We start from the raw sequence: 16,352 nt of genomic DNA, 5'->3' as shown, positions 1-16,352 counted from the left end.
CATCGGAATCATCATGCCTGACACCAGCGCACCGAGCAGATTCCGACGCGTCGGGGGCCACCCGACTCGGGGGCACCGCCGACCGGCGTGTTCGCTGAAGGATTAAACGCGAACTTCACACCGCCGTTTGATTTTGGTGCCCCCCGATTCGGGGGACACTGGTAGGGCACCCTGGATGGACCCTCGAGAGGAGGCGATCCCGATGGCTAGTCAGGACCCGCAGGAGCAGCACTACCAGCCCGGACAGGCCGGAATGTACGAGCTAGAGCTGCCTGCGCCGCAGTTGTCGACGTCGGACGGCCGGGGCCCGGTGCTGGTGCACGCGCTGGAGGGTTTCTCGGACGCCGGTCACGCGATCCGGCTGGCCTCGTCGCATCTGAAGGCGGCGCTGGACACCGAGCTGGTCGCGTCCTTCGCCATCGACGAATTGCTGGATTACCGGTCGCGGCGGCCGCTGATGACGTTCAAGACCGATCACTTCACGAACTACGACGAGCCGGAACTGAGCTTGTACGCGTTGCGTGACACCATCGGCACCCCGTTTCTGCTGCTCGCCGGGATGGAACCCGATCTGAAGTGGGAGCGCTTCATCACCGCCGTGCGCCTGCTGGCCGAGCGCCTGAACGTGCGCCAGACCATCGGCCTGGGCACCGTCCCGATGGCGGTTCCCCACACCCGGCCGATCACGATGACCGCGCACTCGAACAACCCCGAGTTGATCGCCGAGTTCACCCCGTGGATCTCCGAGATCCAGGTTCCCGGCAGCGCGTCCAACCTGCTCGAATACCGGATGGCCCAGCACGGCCACGAGGTCGTCGGCTACACCGTGCACGTCCCGCACTACCTGACGCAGACCGACTACCCGGCCGCCGCCGAGGCGTTGCTCGAGCAAGTGGCCAAGATCGCGTCGCTCGAGCTACCGCTGACGGCGTTGACCGAAGCGGCGGCGGTGATCCGGACCAAGATCGACGAGCAGGTCGAGGCGAGCGCGGAGGTTGCTCAAGTGGTGACCGCGCTCGAGCGCCAGTACGATGCCTTCATCGACGCTCAGGAGAACAGGTCGTTACTAACGCGCGACGAGGACCTGCCTAGCGGCGACGAGCTTGGAGCCGAGTTCGAGCGATTCCTCGCCCAGGAGGCGGAGAAGAAGCGCGGCGACGACGACCAGGCCTGACCTTTCCACACGGCCCTGGGCCCGACCCGAAGGTTGGCGAGATGACCGAGCGGAAGCGCAAGAGCACTCTCCGCCCGGTGCGTGAGGTCGCGGCGCCCCGGCTGGAGTTCCGCACCATCCACGGCTACAAGCGGGCCTACCGGATCGCCGGTGACGGCCCGGCGATCCTGTTGGTTCACGGCATCGGGGACAACTCCACCACCTGGAACACCGTGCAGGCCAAGCTCGCTCAGCGGTTCACGGTCATCGCCCCGGACCTGCTCGGCCACGGGCGATCCGACAAACCGCGCGCCGACTACTCCGTCGCCGCCTACGCGAACGGGATGCGTGACCTGCTCAGCGTGCTCGACATCGAGCGGGTCACGGTCGTCGGACATTCACTGGGCGGCGGCGTGGCCATGCAATTCGCCTACCAGTTCCCGCATTTGGTGGACCGGCTCATCCTGGTCGCCGCCGGCGGCGTCACCAAGGACGTCAACGTCGCGCTCCGGCTCGCGTCGCTGCCGATGGGCAGCGAGGCCCTCGCCCTGCTGCGGCTCCCGCTCGTGCTGCCGGCCGTGCAGCTGGCGGGACGGATAGCCGGCCTGGCGATCGGATCGACCGGCCTGGGCCGCGACCTGCCAAATGTCCTGCGGATCCTCGACGACCTGCCGGAGCCCACGGCCTCGGCGGCCTTCAGTCGCACCCTGCGCGCGGTGGTGGACTGGCGCGGGCAGATCGTCACCATGCTCGATCGCTGCTACCTGACCGAAGCCATCCCGGTGCAGATCGTGTGGGGCACCAAGGATGTGGTGGTGCCCGTCCGGCACGCGTGGATGGCGCACGCCGCGATGCCGGGCTCCCGCCTCGAAATCTTCGAGGGCTCCGGCCACTTCCCCTTCCACGACGACCCGGCCCGCTTCATCGACGTCGTCGAACGCTTCATCGATTCCACCGCTCCCGCCGAATACGATCAGGCCGCCCTGCGGGGGCTACTGCGCAGCGGCGGCGGCGAGAAGGCCGTCAGCGGCCCCGCGCCGACCCGCGTCGCCGTGCTCAACGCGATGGGCTCCGACGAACGCAGCGCCACCTGAACCACCTTGGTCGATGCGGCCGCCTCCGGGGTCGTACAGTCGCTGCATGGGGATCGACGTCACGGTGTTGCGGGTGTTCACCGATGCGGACGGCAATTTCGGCAATCCGCTCGGGGTGGTGAACGCCGCCCACGTCGGGCCCGCCGACCGGCAACGGCTGGCGACTCAATTGGGCTACAGCGAAACGGTTTTCGTCGATCTTCCGGGCGCGGGTTCGACGACCGCGCATGCCACCATCTACACCCCCCGGGTCCAGCTCGCGTTCGCCGGGCACCCCACCGTCGGCGCGTCGTGGTGGCTGCGGGAGAGCGGCACGCCGATTCACACCCTGCAGGTGCCGGCCGGTCTCGTGCAGGTGAGCTATGCCGGAGACCTCACCGGCGTCAGCGCCCGCTCAGACTGGGCGCCCGAGGTGGCCCTGCACGAATTCGATTCGGCCGCCGCGCTTCTCGCCGCCGATCCGGGAGATTTTCCCGACGACACGGCGCACTACCTGTGGGCCTGGACCGACCGGGAGAGCGGCACCCTGCGCACCCGGGGGTTCTTCCCGAACCTCGGCGTGCCGGAGGACGAGGCGACCGGCTCGGCGGCGATGCGGATCACCGACTACCTCAGCCGCGACCTGCACATCACCCAGGGCCGGGGATCGATCGTCGAGACGACGTGGAACGCCGAGGGCTGGGTGGGAGTGGCCGGGCGCGTCGTCAATGACGGTGTGCGGCACATCGACTGACGGCCGAGCACGCGCTCAGCGCTGCCGGCGCAGCACCGCGGCGAGGTGGTGCTGCAAGGGCTGCCCGACCGCTCCCATCCGCACCGAATACGACAGTTCGTCGCCGTCGATGCGGAAGGAACGGCCAAGGGCGGTCACCTCTTTGGCGGTCGGGGTACGTCCGACGTCGGTGGTGGACAGCTCGATCTCGATCACGTCGCCGGAAACCGCGTACGTGCCCACCTCGATCTCGGTGATGCCGCTCGGGTGGGCCAGCACCAGTTCGACGTGACCGGGCCGCGGCACGCGCAGGTAGCCGGTCTCGGCGTGCAACGGCTTGCCGTCGGCCGACGCCTTCGTCTTTTGCGCGTACGCCAGAAACGGCTTGCCGACGTGGGAGAACACGACCTCTTCGAGATAGTCGAAGGGCTCGATGGTCGGGTACTCGCCCGCGCCCTGGCCGGCCCAGGTGCCCAGCAGCGGTGCCAGGGCCGCGAGATCGGGATGCAAGTCGGGGGGCATGAAATCGAGACTAGCCCGGCGACGAAGGCCGTCAGCTCGGTGTCGTGACCTGGCGGTGTTCGCGCAGGGCCTGGATCTCGCGTTCGAAATCGTCTGCGGATTCGAAGGACCGATACACCGACGCGAACCGCAGGTACGCCACCTCGTCGAGGTCGCGCAGCGGCCCGAGGATGGCCAGGCCGACCTCATGGCTGGCCACCTCCGGCGAGCCCGCGGCCCGCACCGTGTCCTCGACCTGCTGGGCCAGCAGGTTCAGCGCGTCGTCGTCCACCTGGCGGCCCTGGCAGGCCCGGCGGACACCGCTGATGACCTTCTCCCTGCTGAAGGGCTCGGTGACTCCGCTGCGTTTGACCACGGCCAGCACCGCGGTCTCCACCGTGGTGAAACGGCGCCCGCATTCGGGGCATGATCGGCGGCGCCGAATGGCCTGCCCCTCATCGGTTTCCCTCGAGTCGATCACCCGGGAATCGGGATGACGGCAGAACGGGCAATGCATGACCGCTCCTTCGCCGTGCCGTCAACCTGATACCGCAGCACTTCGAGCGTACCCGCGCGCTCACCTGCGCGGGTAATGGCTCAGTGAAGGGTTGGTGGGCGCCGCTCGGCAGTTAGCGGGGCGGTCGTCAGCCGATCGGGGCGATCAAGGTCTGGCCCGCGACCAGGTTCGGCGAGTTCATGTCGTTGAGTTCGCGGATGCGGTCGGCGACCTGGCGGGCGGGCGCGTCCGGCGCCACCCGGCGAGCCACGTCTTGCAGCGACTCCCCCGCCTCCACGCGCACGACGGCCAGGCGGTCCGGGACGTGCGCGGCCGAGCTGCCGGAGTCACCGTTGAGCACCTGACCGACGTTGCCGACCAAGCCCAGCCACAGCGTGATCGCGCCGGCGGCCAGGGCCAGCCAGATCGTGGTCGTCACCGTGACGGGGCGCTTGCGGTGCGGCGCGGCGGACACCGCGAGGCCGGTGCCGTAGTAGCGCGTGGGCGCGCCCGCCGGCCTCGAGGGGCCGGGGCGGCGGGACCGGGCCAGCCCGTCGCGGCCGTAACGAAGCCCCGGGACGGGTCCGTTGACCGGACGCCGAGGGCTGCTGGTACGCGGCGCCAGCGTGTGCATGGTTGTCATCTGCGTTCCTCCGGTCAACTTGATTCGCTCAGCTGTTCGACTGTATCGCTCGTGTGTTCGAAATACGAACATGTGAGCGAAGCGTGTCGCACGAGTCGAACGCTAGACCACGCCACCGACAAGTGAGTGGCCGCTAGAGCTGACATGCGATCGAAATACCCGATCTGCCGAAGAGTTACACCTTTGTGATTCACGACTTCGGCGCGGCTTTTCGCCGACGGGCGGATGGGCGACACGCTACTCGAACACATGTTTGATTCTTGGGCGCGCTGGGGTTACATTCAGTGCCATGAGCGACAGCAGCGACACCCCATCGGCCGGCACGGGCGGCCGGTTGCACGCCGTGGATTCATCGCTGACCGAACGTCAGCGCACCATCTTGAACGTCATTCGCGCGTCGGTCACCAGCCGCGGCTACCCGCCGAGCATCCGGGAGATCGGCGACGCCGTCGGCCTGACGTCGACGTCATCCGTGGCCCATCAGCTGCGCACCCTGGAGCGCAAGGGTTACCTGCGTCGGGATCCGAACCGTCCGCGGGCGGTCGACGTCCGCGGCGCCGACGACGACGTGGCGGCGCCGGCAACCGACGTCGCCGGCTCCGACGCCCTGCCGGAACCGACCTTCGTGCCGGTCCTCGGGCGCATCGCCGCCGGTGGACCGATCCTCGCCGAGGAGGCGGTCGAGGACGTGTTCCCGCTGCCGCGCGAGCTGGTCGGCGAGGGCACGCTGTTCCTGCTCAAGGTCGTCGGCGATTCCATGATCGAGGCGGCGATCTGCGACGGCGACTGGGTGGTGGTGCGCCAGCAGAACGTCGCCGACAACGGCGACATCGTCGCGGCCATGCTCGACGGGGAAGCCACCGTGAAGACGTTCAAGCGCGCGGGCGGTCAGGTATGGCTGATGCCGCACAACCCGGCATTCGACCCGATTCCCGGCAACGAGGCGACCGTGCTGGGCAAGGTCGTCACGGTGATCCGCAAGGTCTAGCCCGGCGGGGTCAGTCCGCCTTGACGAAGCCGTTGGCCTGCGCGACTTCTTCGCTGGCCAGCCAGATTTCGGCGAGGGTGTCGTGGTAGAGCTCGCTGCCCGGTGTGTAGTACAGCCCGAAGCGGGCGCTTGCCTTGATCGGGTATCCGTCGGGCACCTGGTAGGGGTCGTCCAACGGTAGGTGGATGGTCGGGCGCCCGGGCGTGCCTGCCCCCGCGCCGCTGTCCTCGTCGTCGGCGGCCGCGTGCCGTCCGCCCCGCTGCCCGGATGCGACGACGGCCGCGGCGGCGGCCTCCGGCGCGGCGGTTTCCGGCGGGGTAGCTTCCGGCGGGGTGTCGTCCGCAGCGGCGGCGTCGGCACCAGTGGCCTCGGCGACATCCGCCGGAACGTGCGGCACGGCCACATCCGGATACTCGGGCTCGGGAGCCGCGGCTTCGGGGGCGGCGTCCTCGTATTCGGCGTCCGGCGGCGTGTGCGGCACCGCGACGTCGAGGTACTCGGCATCCACGTAACCCTCGTCCCCGCGAGCGGCCTCCGGGTGGGCGGGCTCGTGTGCGTCGTCGGCGTACTCGGCTTCGGCGTACTCGGCTTCGGCGTACTCGGCCTCGGCGTAATCCGCTTCGGGATAACCGGATTCGGCGTAATCCGCTTCGCCGTATTCGGGTTCGGCGTATTCGGGTTGGGCATAGCCGGATTCGGTTTCGGGATAGCCCGCCTCCGACAGGGCCGTCGGTGAGACCGCGGCGAAGGAGTCGGTGTCCACCGCGTCGGGGTCCTGCTCCTCGTCCCCGTAGCCACCCTCGTCCGCACCGCGCCGCCGCCAGCTGACCCGCCCGGCGGCCTCGGCTTCGGGCGTCTCGGACTGCCCGTCGAAGTGTTCGGCGCCGACGTCGTCGGGCCCCCAGTGCTGGTCGCCCACCGGCTCGTAACCAAGGTCGAGGTCGCGGTGCGGCTCGTAGCCGGCACCGGCACGCGCGGCGCGCCGCCGGCGCCAACCGAGGGCCAACAGCCCGGCCAAGACGATCAGCACCAGCACCGGGATGCCGGCCAGCAGCCACCACCACTGCAACGCGAACTTCTTGGGGTGCGCGGGCGTCGCCGAGCTGCTCGGCTGATTCTGGCCCGACACCTGCAGGCCCGACAGCAACGGCGCGAGATTGGCCGGGTCGGTGCTGAACGTGTTCTTCGCCCGGTTCCACGAGATCTTGCCGCCGACGAACTGCTGGGAGACCACGTCGCCGTCCACCGACTGGTCGCCGACGGGCGCACCCAGCTTGCCCGTCGGCCCCCGGAGCTTGTCCCACGCCGCCTTCATGGCGCCGCGCACCACGAACGCGCCGTGCTCCGAACTCCAGAAGATCACCGGTTTGTCGGCGCCGGAGAAGGTGACGACGCGGCTGGACGGGATCCCGCCGTCAGCTTCGTTGGCGGTCGGGAAACCGAGATCGCTACCGGCCGGGCCGCCCAGCGATTCGTACTTGGACAGGATGTTGGTCTCGACGGCGTTCGCGCCGGTCGCGGGGCTGAAATACACCTTGCCGTTGGCGAAGTCCTGGACGATCCCGTCGCCACCGATCGGATACTGCGCGCCCTTCTTGACCCCCAGCGGCCCGTTCGGACCACCGGCGGCGCGCCATGCCATGTTGATGGCCGCGGTGGGGTCGATCGCCACCTGCAAACCCTTCAACTGGTCGGCCAAACCCGCTGGCTCGGTGGTGAACTGCTTGGTCTGCCTGTTCCACGAAACCTGGCCGCCGCTGAATTTCTGGGCGGACACCTCGCCGTTGTAGGTTTCGTCGCCGACCGGGACGCCGAGCACGCCACCCGAGCTACCCAGCTTGTCCCACGCGGCGTTGATCGCGCCGCGCACCACGAACGCGCCGTGGTCCGGCGTCCAGAAGATCACCGGCTTGTCGCTGGCCGAGAAGGTGGCCACCCGGCTGTCCGGACCGGCGAGGCCGGGCACCTCATTGATCGCGGGGAAGCCCAGATCGCTGCCGGCGGGGCCGCCCAGCATTTCGTATTTGTCCAGGATCGGCCCGTAGACGAACTTGGCGCCGGTCGCCGGCGTGAAGAACATCTTGCCGCCGTCGAAGTCCAGCTCGAAACCGTCTCCGGCGGGATACACGTCGCCCTTCCGCGGGCCCAGCGGTGAACCGTCGCCGCCGGCCTTTTCCCAGGCGGCCATCATGGCCGCCTCGGCGTCGCCGATGGGAGACGCCGCCGCGGAAGGCGCCAACAAGGCGGCGGCGGTCGCGAAGGCCGTCAAGGTGACCAGCGCACTCCCGACCAGCCTGCGCATGTGACCTCTCTGCCCGTTCACCAAGCCTCCCAGCCGACGGCTACGGCCCTATCAGCGGCTATGCCCGTGGCTGCACAGCCGGCGAGGGGGCCGCACTCCGACCGCGCGGAAACAGCCCCGCACCGATCCGCATTATCGCCGGGCTCGCATAACTTTGCTCCTGCCAAGGAGAAATACGAAGTCAAATCACGCATATTACAAAAACGGATACCACGCCGATGTCGAAATGATGCCGAGCCACGCTCGAATCGCGACGAACCGCACCATCGCCCGCGTGACGTCGGACTTATCGTGCCGACTCCCGAACCGGTCGCACACCTGCGCAATAGGGCGCGGGCCTGCGCGCGCCGGCCCGGCTCGTCGCCCCTGCCGCGCTTTTCGCGGCGCACCATTGCGCGGGCGTCCCCGAAACACATGCGCCGACGGTACGTGAAGCCATTAACTCGCCGGCGATCTACCCGAAAAAACGGTGGCCAGGCGGGCATTGACCGCGTTTGCCGACCGCGGGCGAATTGACCGTTCCTTTGGCGATCGCCGTTGTCGGATCTAGACGCCGAGGCTGCGGCCGATGATCTCCTTCATGATCTCGGTCGTGCCGCCGTAGATGGTCTGCACCCGCGCGTCCAGATAGGCACGGGCGACGGGGTATTCGCGCATGTAGCCGTAGCCGCCGTGCAGTTGCAGACAACGGTCGATCAGGTGCACCTGCTTCTCGGTGGAGTACCACTTGGCCATGGCCGCCTGTTCGGCCGTCAGCTTCTTGTCCAGGTGCAGGCGGATGAACTCGTCGACCATCATGCGCACCACGGTGGCCTCGGTCGCCAGCTCGGCGAGCACGAAGCGGCTGTTCTGGAAGCTGCCGATCGGCTTGCCAAACGCCTTGCGCTCCTTGGTGTATTGCAGCGTGTCTTCGAGCACCTGCTCCATCGCGGCGGCCGCCATGATGGCGATCGAGATCCGCTCCTGCGGCAGGTTCTGCATCAGGTAGATGAACCCCATGCCCTCCTGCCCCAGCAGGTTTTCGGCGGGAACCTTGACATCGGTGAAGGACAGCTCGGCGGTGTCCTGGGCGGCCAGCCCGATCTTGTCCAGGTGCCGGCCGCGCTCGAAGCCCTCCATGCCGCGTTCGACAACGAGCAACGAAAAGCCTTGCGCGCCTTTGTCCGGATCGGTCTGCGCGACCACGATCACCAAGTCGGAGTTGATTCCGTTGGTGATGAACGTCTTTGCGCCGTTGAGCACGTAGTGGTCACCGTGGGCGACCGCGCGGGTCTTGATGCCCTGCAGGTCGCTGCCGGTTCCCGGCTCGGTCATCGCGATGGCGGTGATGAGCTCCCCGGTGCAGAACTTCGGCAGCCAGCGCTGCTTCTGCTCCTCGGTGGCCAAGGCCAGCAGGTAGGGCGCCACGATGTCGTTGTGCAGCCCGAAGCCGATGCCGCTGTAGCGACCGAAGGTGGTCTCCTCGGTGATGATCGTGTTGTACCGGAAGTCGGGGTTGCCTCCGCCGCCGTATTCCTCGGGGACAGCCATACCGAGGAAGCCCTGCTTGCCGGCCTCGAGCCACACGCCGCGGTCGACGATCTTCGCCTTCTCCCATTCGTCGTGGTGCGGCGCGACGTGGCGATCGAGGAAGGCGCGGTAGGACTCGCGGAACAGGTCGTGCTCCGGCTCGAAAAGCGTGCGCTGGTATTTGACGGCACTGCCCATGTGGATGACCTCCGGCGACTCGAAACTCTGTCGCCCAACATATACCAACCAGACGGTTGGTCGGCAGCCGGCGGGGTGGCCACGGCGCGCCGGCGGATCAGCCCGCCGAGAACTCCTGCAGGCGCCCGGCCAACGCCACCGGGACTCGGGCCTTGATCCGGGTGCCGTCGGGGCTGTGCTCCTCCTGCTGCACGCGCCCGTCGGCGTGCAGCCGGGCCACCAGGTCGCCGCGGTGGTACGGAATCACCACATCCACGGCCGTGTCGGCGGGGACGGCCAGCTCGCCCATCCGGCACCGCAGGGCCTCGATGCCTTCCCCGGTCCTGGCCGAGACGAACACGGCGCCGGGCAGGGCGTGACGAAGTCCGGCCAGCGTGAGGCCGCTCGCGGCGTCGACCTTGTTCACCACCAGCAGCTCGGGCGGCGGGTCGCCGTGATGGTCTGCGATGACGTCGGAGATCACCTCGCGCACCGCGTTGATCTGGGCCAGCGGGTTGGCGTCGGAGCCGTCGACCACGTGCACGAGCAGGTCGGCGTCGACGACCTCCTCCAGCGTGGAGCGGAACGCCTCGACGAGTTGGGTGGGCAGGTGCCGGACGAACCCGACGGTGTCGGTGAGCACCAGCGGGCGACCGTCGGTGAACTCGGCACGGCGGGTGGTGGGCTCCAGCGTGGCGAACAACGCGTCCTGCACCAGCACCCCGGCCCCGGTCAGCGCGTTGAGCAGGCTCGACTTGCCGGCGTTGGTGTAGCCGACGATCGCGACCGACGGGACGTCGCTCTGCCGGCGGCGGCTGCGCTGGGTGTCGCGGACCTGCTTCATGTCCTTGATCTCGCGGCGCAGCTTCGCCATACGTTCACGGATGCGGCGGCGGTCGGTCTCGATCTTGGTCTCACCGGGACCGCGCAGGCCCACGCCTCCCCCGCTGCCGCCGGCGCGGCCACCGGCCTGCCGGGACATCGATTCACCCCAGCCGCGCAGCCGCGGCAGCATGTACTCCATCTGGGCCAGCGACACCTGCGCCTTGCCCTCCCGGCTGGTGGCGTGCTGGGCGAAGATGTCCAGGATCAGCGCGGTGCGGTCGATGACCTTCACCTTGACCGCCTTTTCCAGCGCGGTGAGCTGCGCCGGGGACAGCTCACCGTCGCAGATCACGGTGTCAGCGCCGGTCGCCAGCACCACCTCGCGCAGCTCCTGGGCCTTGCCCGAGCCGATGTAGGTGGACGGGTCGGGCTTGTCGCGGCGCTGGATGAGCCCCTCGAGCACCTGGGAACCGGCGGTCTCGGCCAGGGCGGCCAGCTCGGCCATGCTGGCCTCGCTGTCGGCGGCGGTGCCGTCGGTCCACACGCCGACGAGCACGACGCGCTCCAGGCGGAGCTGGCGGTACTCGACTTCGGATACGTCGGCGAGTTCGGTCGACAGCCCGGCGACGCGGCGCAGCGCCGACCGTTCTTCCAGGGCGAGTTCGCCGGTGCTTGGCTCCGGCACAGCGGGTTTGGAGAATTCAGGATGTGTCATAGGCAATACAGAATGATGCACGGCGGATCGGCGTCGTGCACCTGAATTAACGTCGCTGCGCGTCCCACCATTCCCCGCTGATCTCCCCCTGTGCCACGAGAACCGACGGTCCCCTCAGGTAGCTGGTGGCGTCGGTGATGGTGACGACGACGTCGCCGCCGGGCACCCGCACCTTCAGTGTGCCGGTGTCCGCACCGGCGGCGGCCAGCGCGGCCACCGTGGCCGCGACCGTGCCGGTGCCGCAGGAGCGGGTCTCGCCGACGCCTCGCTCGTGCACCCGCATCCGGACCGCGCCGTCGGCCGGCGCCGTGACGAGTTCGATGTTCACGCCCTCCGGGAACTGGGCGTGGTCGAAGCTCACCGGCGCCGCCACGTCCAGCCCGGCGAGTTCCTCGGCGGTCAGATCGGGATCCACGCATGCCAGGTGGGGATTGCCGACGTCGACCGCCAGGCCGGAAAACCGTCGGCCACCGACGATGGCGCTGCCCGGGCCGAGGGTGTTGGCCTTGCCCATGTCGACGCTGATGTCGGCGTGCGTCGCGTCGGCGTGGTGCACGGTGATCGGCCGGGGGCCGGCCGGCGACCCGATCACGAATTCGTCGCGGGACTCCATGCCGCTGGCCCGCAGGTAATGCGCGAACACCCGGATGCCGTTGCCGCACATCTGGGCGATGGAGCCGTCGGCGTTGCGGTAGTCCATGTACCAGTCGGCCGACGCCACGCCGTCGGGCAGGCGGTCCAGCACGCCGGCCGCCAGAGCCGCCGCGGCGGTGGTGACTCGCAGCACCCCGTCGGCGCCCAGTCCCCGACGCCGGTCGCACAGGGCGGCCACCCGGGCGGGGGCGAGGTCGAGCGCGGCCTCCGCGTCCGGGAGCACCACGAAATCGTTCTCGGTGCCGTGGCCCTTCGCGAACATCATGCGCGCCACTCCTCACCTCCGGCTGCGCCGGCAGCATCGTCGTCGGCGCGAATCACCTGCTCAGGATACGTGGCCCCACGCTTGCAGCGCTTCGTCGACGAGCCGGGCGCCGTCCGCCCCCGCTTTTTCAGAGTCCAGCCAGTGAACCCGGTGGTCGCGGCGGAACCAGGAGCGTTGCCGGCGGACATAGCGTCGAGTGCCCACGTAGGTCTGTTCGCGTGCGTCCCGCAGCCGCTCGGTGCCGCCTCCGGCGTCGAGCGCCTCGATCACCTGCGCGTAGCCCAGGGCGCGCGACGCGGTGACCCCGTCGCGCAGGCCCTCACCGAGCAGCGCGCTGACCTCCTCAACGAGCCCCTGGTGGAACATGGCGTCGGTGCGGCGGGCCAGCCGCTCGTCCAACGTCGTTGTCTCGCAATCCAATCCGATGATCGCGGTGTTCCACCTCGGGGTGCCGATGCGTGGCGCGGACGCGGCGAAGGGCCGACCGGTCAGCTCGACGACTTCGAGCGCCCGCACGATGCGCCTGGCGTCGGTCGGCAGGATGGCCGCCGCGGCGGCGGGGTCGCGGCGGGCCAGCTCGGTGTGCAGCCCGCCGACGCCGACCTCGGCCAGCCGCTGCTCCCAGCGAGCCCGCACCGCGGGATCGGTCGCGGGGAACGACCAGTCGTCGAGCAGCGATTGGATGTAAAGCATGGAGCCGCCCACGATGATCGGAACGGCGCCGCGGGCCGCGATCGCCTCGACGTCCGCCGCGGCGGCGCGCTGATAGCGGGCGACCGTCGCGGTCACTTTGACGTCCAGCACGTCGAGCTGGTGATGCGGGATGCCGCGGCGTTGCCCGACGGGCAGCTTGGCCGTGCCAATGTCCATGCCGCGATAGAGCTGCATCGCGTCGGCGTTCACGATCTCGGCGGCGTCGAGCCGTTCGGCGAGATCGAGTGCCAGCTGCGACTTGCCGGTTCCGGTGGGGCCGATGATCGCCAGCGGTCGGGCGGCCACTTCAGACCTGCCAGGCGCCGGCGAAGTAGCCCACGCCGTAGGGCGCCCCCCGGTATAGCTCCTTGGCCGACCGCGGTCCCGGCTCGGCCAGCCCGGCCAGCACCTGGAAGGCGACGCGGCCGAGGATCTGCCGGGGCAGCCGCGCCAGGGCGGCGACGTCGCCGGTCGCCAGCGCGTCGTCGAGGGCCAGCTGCGCGTCGGCGTTGGCCGGGTCGTATCCCCCGGGCGCGCTCGGGGTCAACGTGTTCGCGCCATCGGCCACGACCAGCACGCCGATCGGCTCGGCTGACCGGTCGACCTCGGCGCGCAACGCCCGGCCCTCGGCCAGGGCGGCCTCAGCGTCGTGGTCGGTGCGGTAGATGCGGGCCTCGGCGGTCGCGTCGGGGCGGGCCTGGCCGCGCACCCAGCCGGCCAGCAGCGCGGACACCGGCAGGTCGGCGGGCGCCGCGGTGTCGGCGCGCGGGGAAAGCCCGACCCGGACGTCCACACCGAAACCCGCGAACGTGCCGGCCGCATCCCGCCCCCACGCTTCGTCGCGTGCCCCGGTGCCGATGACGATCCAGCGGGCGGGGAGAAGGGCTGCCGCCGCCAGCACAGCGGCCACCAGATCGGTCACCTCCGCGGCGGCCCCGCCGGCCAGCTCGGGCACGAGCAGCGGCGCCGAGGGAACGATGGCAATCCCGCTGAGCACGCCACCAAACTAATGGTTCGCCGACGCGCGCGCTCAGGCCTCGGCGGCCACGACCACGGGGCCGGTGTTAAAAGGGTCGGCCTCGCCGTCCGAGGACGACCACGCGTCCGGCGTGATGCTCCCGTCGTCCCGGCCGACCTCGGCGACCATGGTGGCCGCCTCCCCGCGGGCCAGGGCGACGGTCGCCACGATCACCACGGCGATCGCCGCTACCAGCACGAAGGCCTTGGGCCCGTCCGCGTTCAGCGTTTCGCCCAGCACGAAGATGCCGAGCAGGCCGGCCACCACGGGCTTCGCCACCGTCATCGTCGGCATGGAGGCCGTCAGCGCACCGGCGCGGAACGCCGACTGCTGGAAGATCATCCCGGTCAGCGCCAACAGCAGCCACGGGACGAACTCGGGCGCGGTCAGCACGGCCAGCGGGCCGTCCTCGCCGACCTCGACGATCCCTTTGGTGAGCACCGCGAACAACGCCAGCGCCGAACCCGCGACCACCGCGAGCAGGGCGGCCGCGAACGGGCTGCCCGACCAGATCCGCGCGGCCACCACGCACGCCACCAGCAACGGCACCATCACCGCGGCGACGATGGCCCACGTCTCGACCGACGCGCGCTGATGTCCGGAGGCCGGGTCACCGACGATGATGACCACCGCCAGGGCCCCGGCGAGCACCACCGCCCACACCCACTCCCAGCGGGTGACCCGGCGCTTCGTCAGCCGCGCGTAGATCGGCAACGCGAACAGCAACGCCGTCACCTGCAGCGCGGTCACCAACACCACAGAGCCCCAGGCCAGGGCCCCGGCCTGCAGGCTGTAGTTGATGATCGCCGCGAGGCCTCCCAGCCACCACCGGGTGTCCTTCAGCGACATGCGGAACAGCTCCAGGTGGCCGACCTGCTTGTCCGTGATCTCCTGCGCAGAGCGCTGACGGATCACGTCGCCGACCGCGGATGCCAGCGCCGCGCACAACGCAATCAACGCCGCGACGTCAACCTTCGACATGAGTGACCCCTCATCTCACGATTGCCCCGACCAGCTTTCCCTGGGGCTCGGGCAAATACACGCAATATTTGCGATCAGTTCAGCAACAACTGTATGACGTCGCACACGCTGCGGCGCGCTCAACGAATCACCCTTTGTTCTTACGGCATTAACCTAAGGATGCGCTGTGGGCAACGCGTCGATCCGGTTAACCGCGGCGTCGCTAAGCCGGTTGCGCTGCGGCGTTCGGCAACCCGGCCGCAATCCTGTCCTGCGTCGCGGAGGCGTCGCCGCGCGCGAGTTCGACGGTGGCCGCCGCCATCACCAGCGCCGCGGCCGCCAGCGCCAGCATTCCTCCGCGACCGGTGTCGAGCGTCTCGCCGAGGACGGCGACGCCCAGCGCCGCCGCCACGACCGGCTGGGACACCTCCAGCGTCGGCATCGAGGCGGTCAGGGCGCCGGCACGAAACGCCGACTGCTCCCAGGCGAATCCCGCCACCGCGATCAGCAGCCACGCGTAAAGCTCGGGTGTCCGGACCACCGCCCACCCGCCGTCGCCGAGCCGATGCACCACTCCCTTGGCCAGCACCGCGAAGACGGCCCAGAGGGAACCGGAGACGAAGGCGAGCAGCGCGGCGGCCAGGGCACCGCCCCAGACGCGCGCGGCCACCACGCACCCGAGGAGCAGCGGGGCCAGCACCCCCGCCACGATGGCCCACGTCCGCAGCGGCGCGGTCGAGTGGCCCGCCCGCGGGTTGCCGACCGTGACGATCACGGTCACCGCGGCGGTCAGCACCACGGCCCAGGCCCACTCCCGGGCCGTTACGGCGCGGTCGGCGAGCCGGGCGCTGATGGGCAACGCGAACAGCAGCGAGAGGACGAGCAACGCCTGCACCAGCAACACCGACCCCTGGTCAAGGGCGGCCGCCTGCAACACGATGCTGACCACGAGCAGCACGGCGCCCCACCGCCACCGCCTGTTGCCGAGCAGCTTGCGGACGAGTTGGAGCTGCCCGATCGACGGGTCGGCGATCCGGTGGGTCGCCCGCTGCTGCAGCACGTCGCCGATCGCGACGCAGAGCGCGGACGCCAGCGCGAGCAAAGCGGCGATGTCCGCCTTGTCCATGGTTTCTCCGTCCGAGTCGGGGTTACGGACAACTGTGATACCTGATGCGCCTGCGCCGATGCATCTCGAACGGCAAGATCTGAGGTGGCGGCGGACGCGCCGACAAGCTGCTTGAATACTGTTAAGCAGCTGTTGGGAAGGCCACGAGCGCCGCCCCGCACTGATGCAGACGGTGCCGCTACGCGCGGCAGGTGCGCGGAGTTCCGACCGCGCGAAGGGTAGGTGACGAGCGCATGACGGCTGACGAACCCCAGGGACCGGACCCGGTCGGGCCGGTGCCCCAACCGGTTTCACGCCCGGTGCCACGCCCGGGACCGCGTCCCGGGCCACGGCCGGCGAGCGCGGCGCCGCGGCCCGTCGTCCACCCGATTCCGGCGCCGCCACGCAGCAACCCGCATCAGTTCGGGCGCGTCGATGATGACGGCACGGTCTGGCTGATCACCGCGGCCGGCGAGCGCGTCGACGTCGCCGAGTACGGCAGCCGTCGGCGACGTTTCGGCCAGCTCCGAGGCGTGGGCCTT

The 16,352-nt window shown here is 69.8% G+C and carries 15 protein-coding genes and 1 pseudogene; 5 read left to right on the top strand and 11 right to left on the bottom strand.

Annotation, left to right across the window (positions count from 1 at the left end; genetic code table 11):
* Window positions 1-202: 202 nt before the first annotated feature.
* Genes A5704_RS08365 through A5704_RS08355 form a run of 3 tightly spaced genes read left to right on the top strand, consistent with a single transcriptional unit; the run spans window position 203 to window position 2,980 of the window.
* Window positions 203-1,174 (top strand): proteasome assembly chaperone family protein, encoded by a 972-nt coding sequence (locus A5704_RS08365; RefSeq protein ID WP_067747394.1) that lies wholly within the window; start codon window positions 203-205, stop codon window positions 1,172-1,174.
* 41 nt (window positions 1,175-1,215) lie between these two features.
* A complete protein-coding gene (locus A5704_RS08360) occupies window positions 1,216-2,247 on the top strand; it encodes an alpha/beta fold hydrolase (RefSeq protein ID WP_067747377.1) in 1,032 nt (343 codons plus the stop codon).
* A gap of 46 nt (window positions 2,248-2,293) precedes the next feature.
* Complete coding sequence (locus A5704_RS08355) at window positions 2,294-2,980, top strand: PhzF family phenazine biosynthesis protein (protein ID WP_067747352.1); 687 nt, start codon at window positions 2,294-2,296, stop codon at window positions 2,978-2,980.
* Between the two features lie 15 nt (window positions 2,981-2,995).
* Here A5704_RS08355 and A5704_RS08350 read toward each other — a convergent pair whose 3' ends face one another.
* The 3 genes from A5704_RS08350 to A5704_RS08340 form a co-directional block, all read right to left on the bottom strand.
* Window positions 2,996-3,481, bottom strand: a complete 486-nt coding sequence (locus tag A5704_RS08350) for a peroxynitrite isomerase (protein ID WP_067747350.1) — start codon at window positions 3,479-3,481, stop codon at window positions 2,996-2,998.
* Window positions 3,482-3,512: 31 nt separating this feature from the next.
* Window positions 3,513-3,977, bottom strand: a complete 465-nt coding sequence (gene nrdR, locus A5704_RS08345; RefSeq protein WP_046184812.1) for a transcriptional regulator NrdR — start codon at window positions 3,975-3,977, stop codon at window positions 3,513-3,515.
* 127 nt (window positions 3,978-4,104) lie between these two features.
* Window positions 4,105-4,599, bottom strand: a complete 495-nt coding sequence (locus tag A5704_RS08340) for a LysM peptidoglycan-binding domain-containing protein (RefSeq protein ID WP_067747348.1) — start codon at window positions 4,597-4,599, stop codon at window positions 4,105-4,107.
* A 289-nt stretch (window positions 4,600-4,888) separates the two neighbouring features.
* On the opposite strand from A5704_RS08340, the gene lexA reads away from it, so the two are divergent.
* Complete coding sequence (gene lexA, locus A5704_RS08335; protein WP_067747345.1) at window positions 4,889-5,587, top strand: transcriptional repressor LexA; 699 nt, start codon at window positions 4,889-4,891, stop codon at window positions 5,585-5,587.
* A 10-nt stretch (window positions 5,588-5,597) separates the two neighbouring features.
* Here lexA and A5704_RS08330 read toward each other — a convergent pair whose 3' ends face one another.
* The 8 genes from A5704_RS08330 to A5704_RS08295 form a co-directional block, all read right to left on the bottom strand.
* The gene (locus A5704_RS08330; protein ID WP_067888425.1) at window positions 5,598-7,889 is read right to left on the bottom strand and encodes an LGFP repeat-containing protein; all 2,292 of its coding nucleotides are present in this window, start codon (window positions 7,887-7,889) and stop codon (window positions 5,598-5,600) included.
* Window positions 7,890-8,435: 546 nt separating this feature from the next.
* Entirely contained in the window at window positions 8,436-9,596 is a 1,161-nt protein-coding gene (locus tag A5704_RS08325; RefSeq protein WP_067747341.1) for an acyl-CoA dehydrogenase family protein, read from the bottom strand.
* Between the two features lie 97 nt (window positions 9,597-9,693).
* The gene (hflX, locus tag A5704_RS08320; protein WP_067747339.1) at window positions 9,694-11,115 is read right to left on the bottom strand and encodes a GTPase HflX; all 1,422 of its coding nucleotides are present in this window, start codon (window positions 11,113-11,115) and stop codon (window positions 9,694-9,696) included.
* A 46-nt stretch (window positions 11,116-11,161) separates the two neighbouring features.
* Window positions 11,162-12,034 carry a diaminopimelate epimerase gene (gene dapF / locus A5704_RS08315; protein WP_067888428.1) on the bottom strand — a complete coding sequence of 291 codons (873 nt, stop codon included), beginning with the start codon at window positions 12,032-12,034 and terminating at the stop codon, window positions 11,162-11,164.
* A gap of 60 nt (window positions 12,035-12,094) precedes the next feature.
* Window positions 12,095-13,033, bottom strand: a complete 939-nt coding sequence (gene miaA / locus A5704_RS08310) for a tRNA (adenosine(37)-N6)-dimethylallyltransferase MiaA (RefSeq protein WP_067888422.1) — start codon at window positions 13,031-13,033, stop codon at window positions 12,095-12,097.
* 1 nt (window position 13,034) lies between these two features.
* On the bottom strand, window positions 13,035-13,724 hold the full coding sequence (locus A5704_RS08305) for a hypothetical protein (RefSeq protein WP_067785422.1): 690 nt from the start codon (window positions 13,722-13,724) through the stop codon (window positions 13,035-13,037).
* Between the two features lie 33 nt (window positions 13,725-13,757).
* The gene (locus A5704_RS08300) at window positions 13,758-14,726 is read right to left on the bottom strand and encodes a DMT family transporter (protein WP_067747329.1); all 969 of its coding nucleotides are present in this window, start codon (window positions 14,724-14,726) and stop codon (window positions 13,758-13,760) included.
* Between the two features lie 202 nt (window positions 14,727-14,928).
* Window positions 14,929-15,831 carry a DMT family transporter gene (locus A5704_RS08295; RefSeq protein ID WP_067747326.1) on the bottom strand — a complete coding sequence of 301 codons (903 nt, stop codon included), beginning with the start codon at window positions 15,829-15,831 and terminating at the stop codon, window positions 14,929-14,931.
* A gap of 233 nt (window positions 15,832-16,064) precedes the next feature.
* On the opposite strand from A5704_RS08295, the pseudogene A5704_RS27515 reads away from it, so the two are divergent.
* Window positions 16,065-16,352: pseudogene (locus A5704_RS27515) on the top strand (hypothetical protein); the annotation flags it as partial.

The sequence above is a fragment of the Mycobacterium sp. E735 genome (genome assembly GCF_001666955.1).
Taxonomy (GTDB): Bacteria; Actinomycetota; Actinomycetes; order Mycobacteriales; family Mycobacteriaceae; genus Mycobacterium.
Note: the sequence above shows the minus strand (reverse complement) of the source record. Positions and strands in the feature narration are given on the sequence as shown.

What these genes read in the sequence shown, in the direction of transcription:
- hflX (WP_067747339.1), bottom strand. Translation starts at nt 11,115, where the DNA reads ATGACACATCCTGAATTCTCCAAACCCGCTGTGCCGGAGCCAAGCACC.
- A5704_RS08365 (WP_067747394.1), top strand. Translation starts at nt 203, where the DNA reads ATGGCTAGTCAGGACCCGCAGGAGCAGCACTACCAGCCCGGACAGGCC.
- A5704_RS08340 (WP_067747348.1), bottom strand. Translation starts at nt 4,599, where the DNA reads ATGACAACCATGCACACGCTGGCGCCGCGTACCAGCAGCCCTCGGCGT.
- A5704_RS08325 (WP_067747341.1), bottom strand. Translation starts at nt 9,596, where the DNA reads ATGGGCAGTGCCGTCAAATACCAGCGCACGCTTTTCGAGCCGGAGCAC.
- A5704_RS08295 (WP_067747326.1), bottom strand. Translation starts at nt 15,831, where the DNA reads ATGGACAAGGCGGACATCGCCGCTTTGCTCGCGCTGGCGTCCGCGCTC.
- dapF (WP_067888428.1), bottom strand. Translation starts at nt 12,034, where the DNA reads ATGATGTTCGCGAAGGGCCACGGCACCGAGAACGATTTCGTGGTGCTC.
- A5704_RS08300 (WP_067747329.1), bottom strand. Translation starts at nt 14,726, where the DNA reads ATGTCGAAGGTTGACGTCGCGGCGTTGATTGCGTTGTGCGCGGCGCTG.
- nrdR (WP_046184812.1), bottom strand. Translation starts at nt 3,977, where the DNA reads ATGCATTGCCCGTTCTGCCGTCATCCCGATTCCCGGGTGATCGACTCG.
- lexA (WP_067747345.1), top strand. Translation starts at nt 4,889, where the DNA reads ATGAGCGACAGCAGCGACACCCCATCGGCCGGCACGGGCGGCCGGTTG.
- A5704_RS08355 (WP_067747352.1), top strand. Translation starts at nt 2,294, where the DNA reads ATGGGGATCGACGTCACGGTGTTGCGGGTGTTCACCGATGCGGACGGC.
- A5704_RS08330 (WP_067888425.1), bottom strand. Translation starts at nt 7,889, where the DNA reads ATGCGCAGGCTGGTCGGGAGTGCGCTGGTCACCTTGACGGCCTTCGCG.
- A5704_RS08350 (WP_067747350.1), bottom strand. Translation starts at nt 3,481, where the DNA reads ATGCCCCCCGACTTGCATCCCGATCTCGCGGCCCTGGCACCGCTGCTG.
- A5704_RS08360 (WP_067747377.1), top strand. Translation starts at nt 1,216, where the DNA reads ATGACCGAGCGGAAGCGCAAGAGCACTCTCCGCCCGGTGCGTGAGGTC.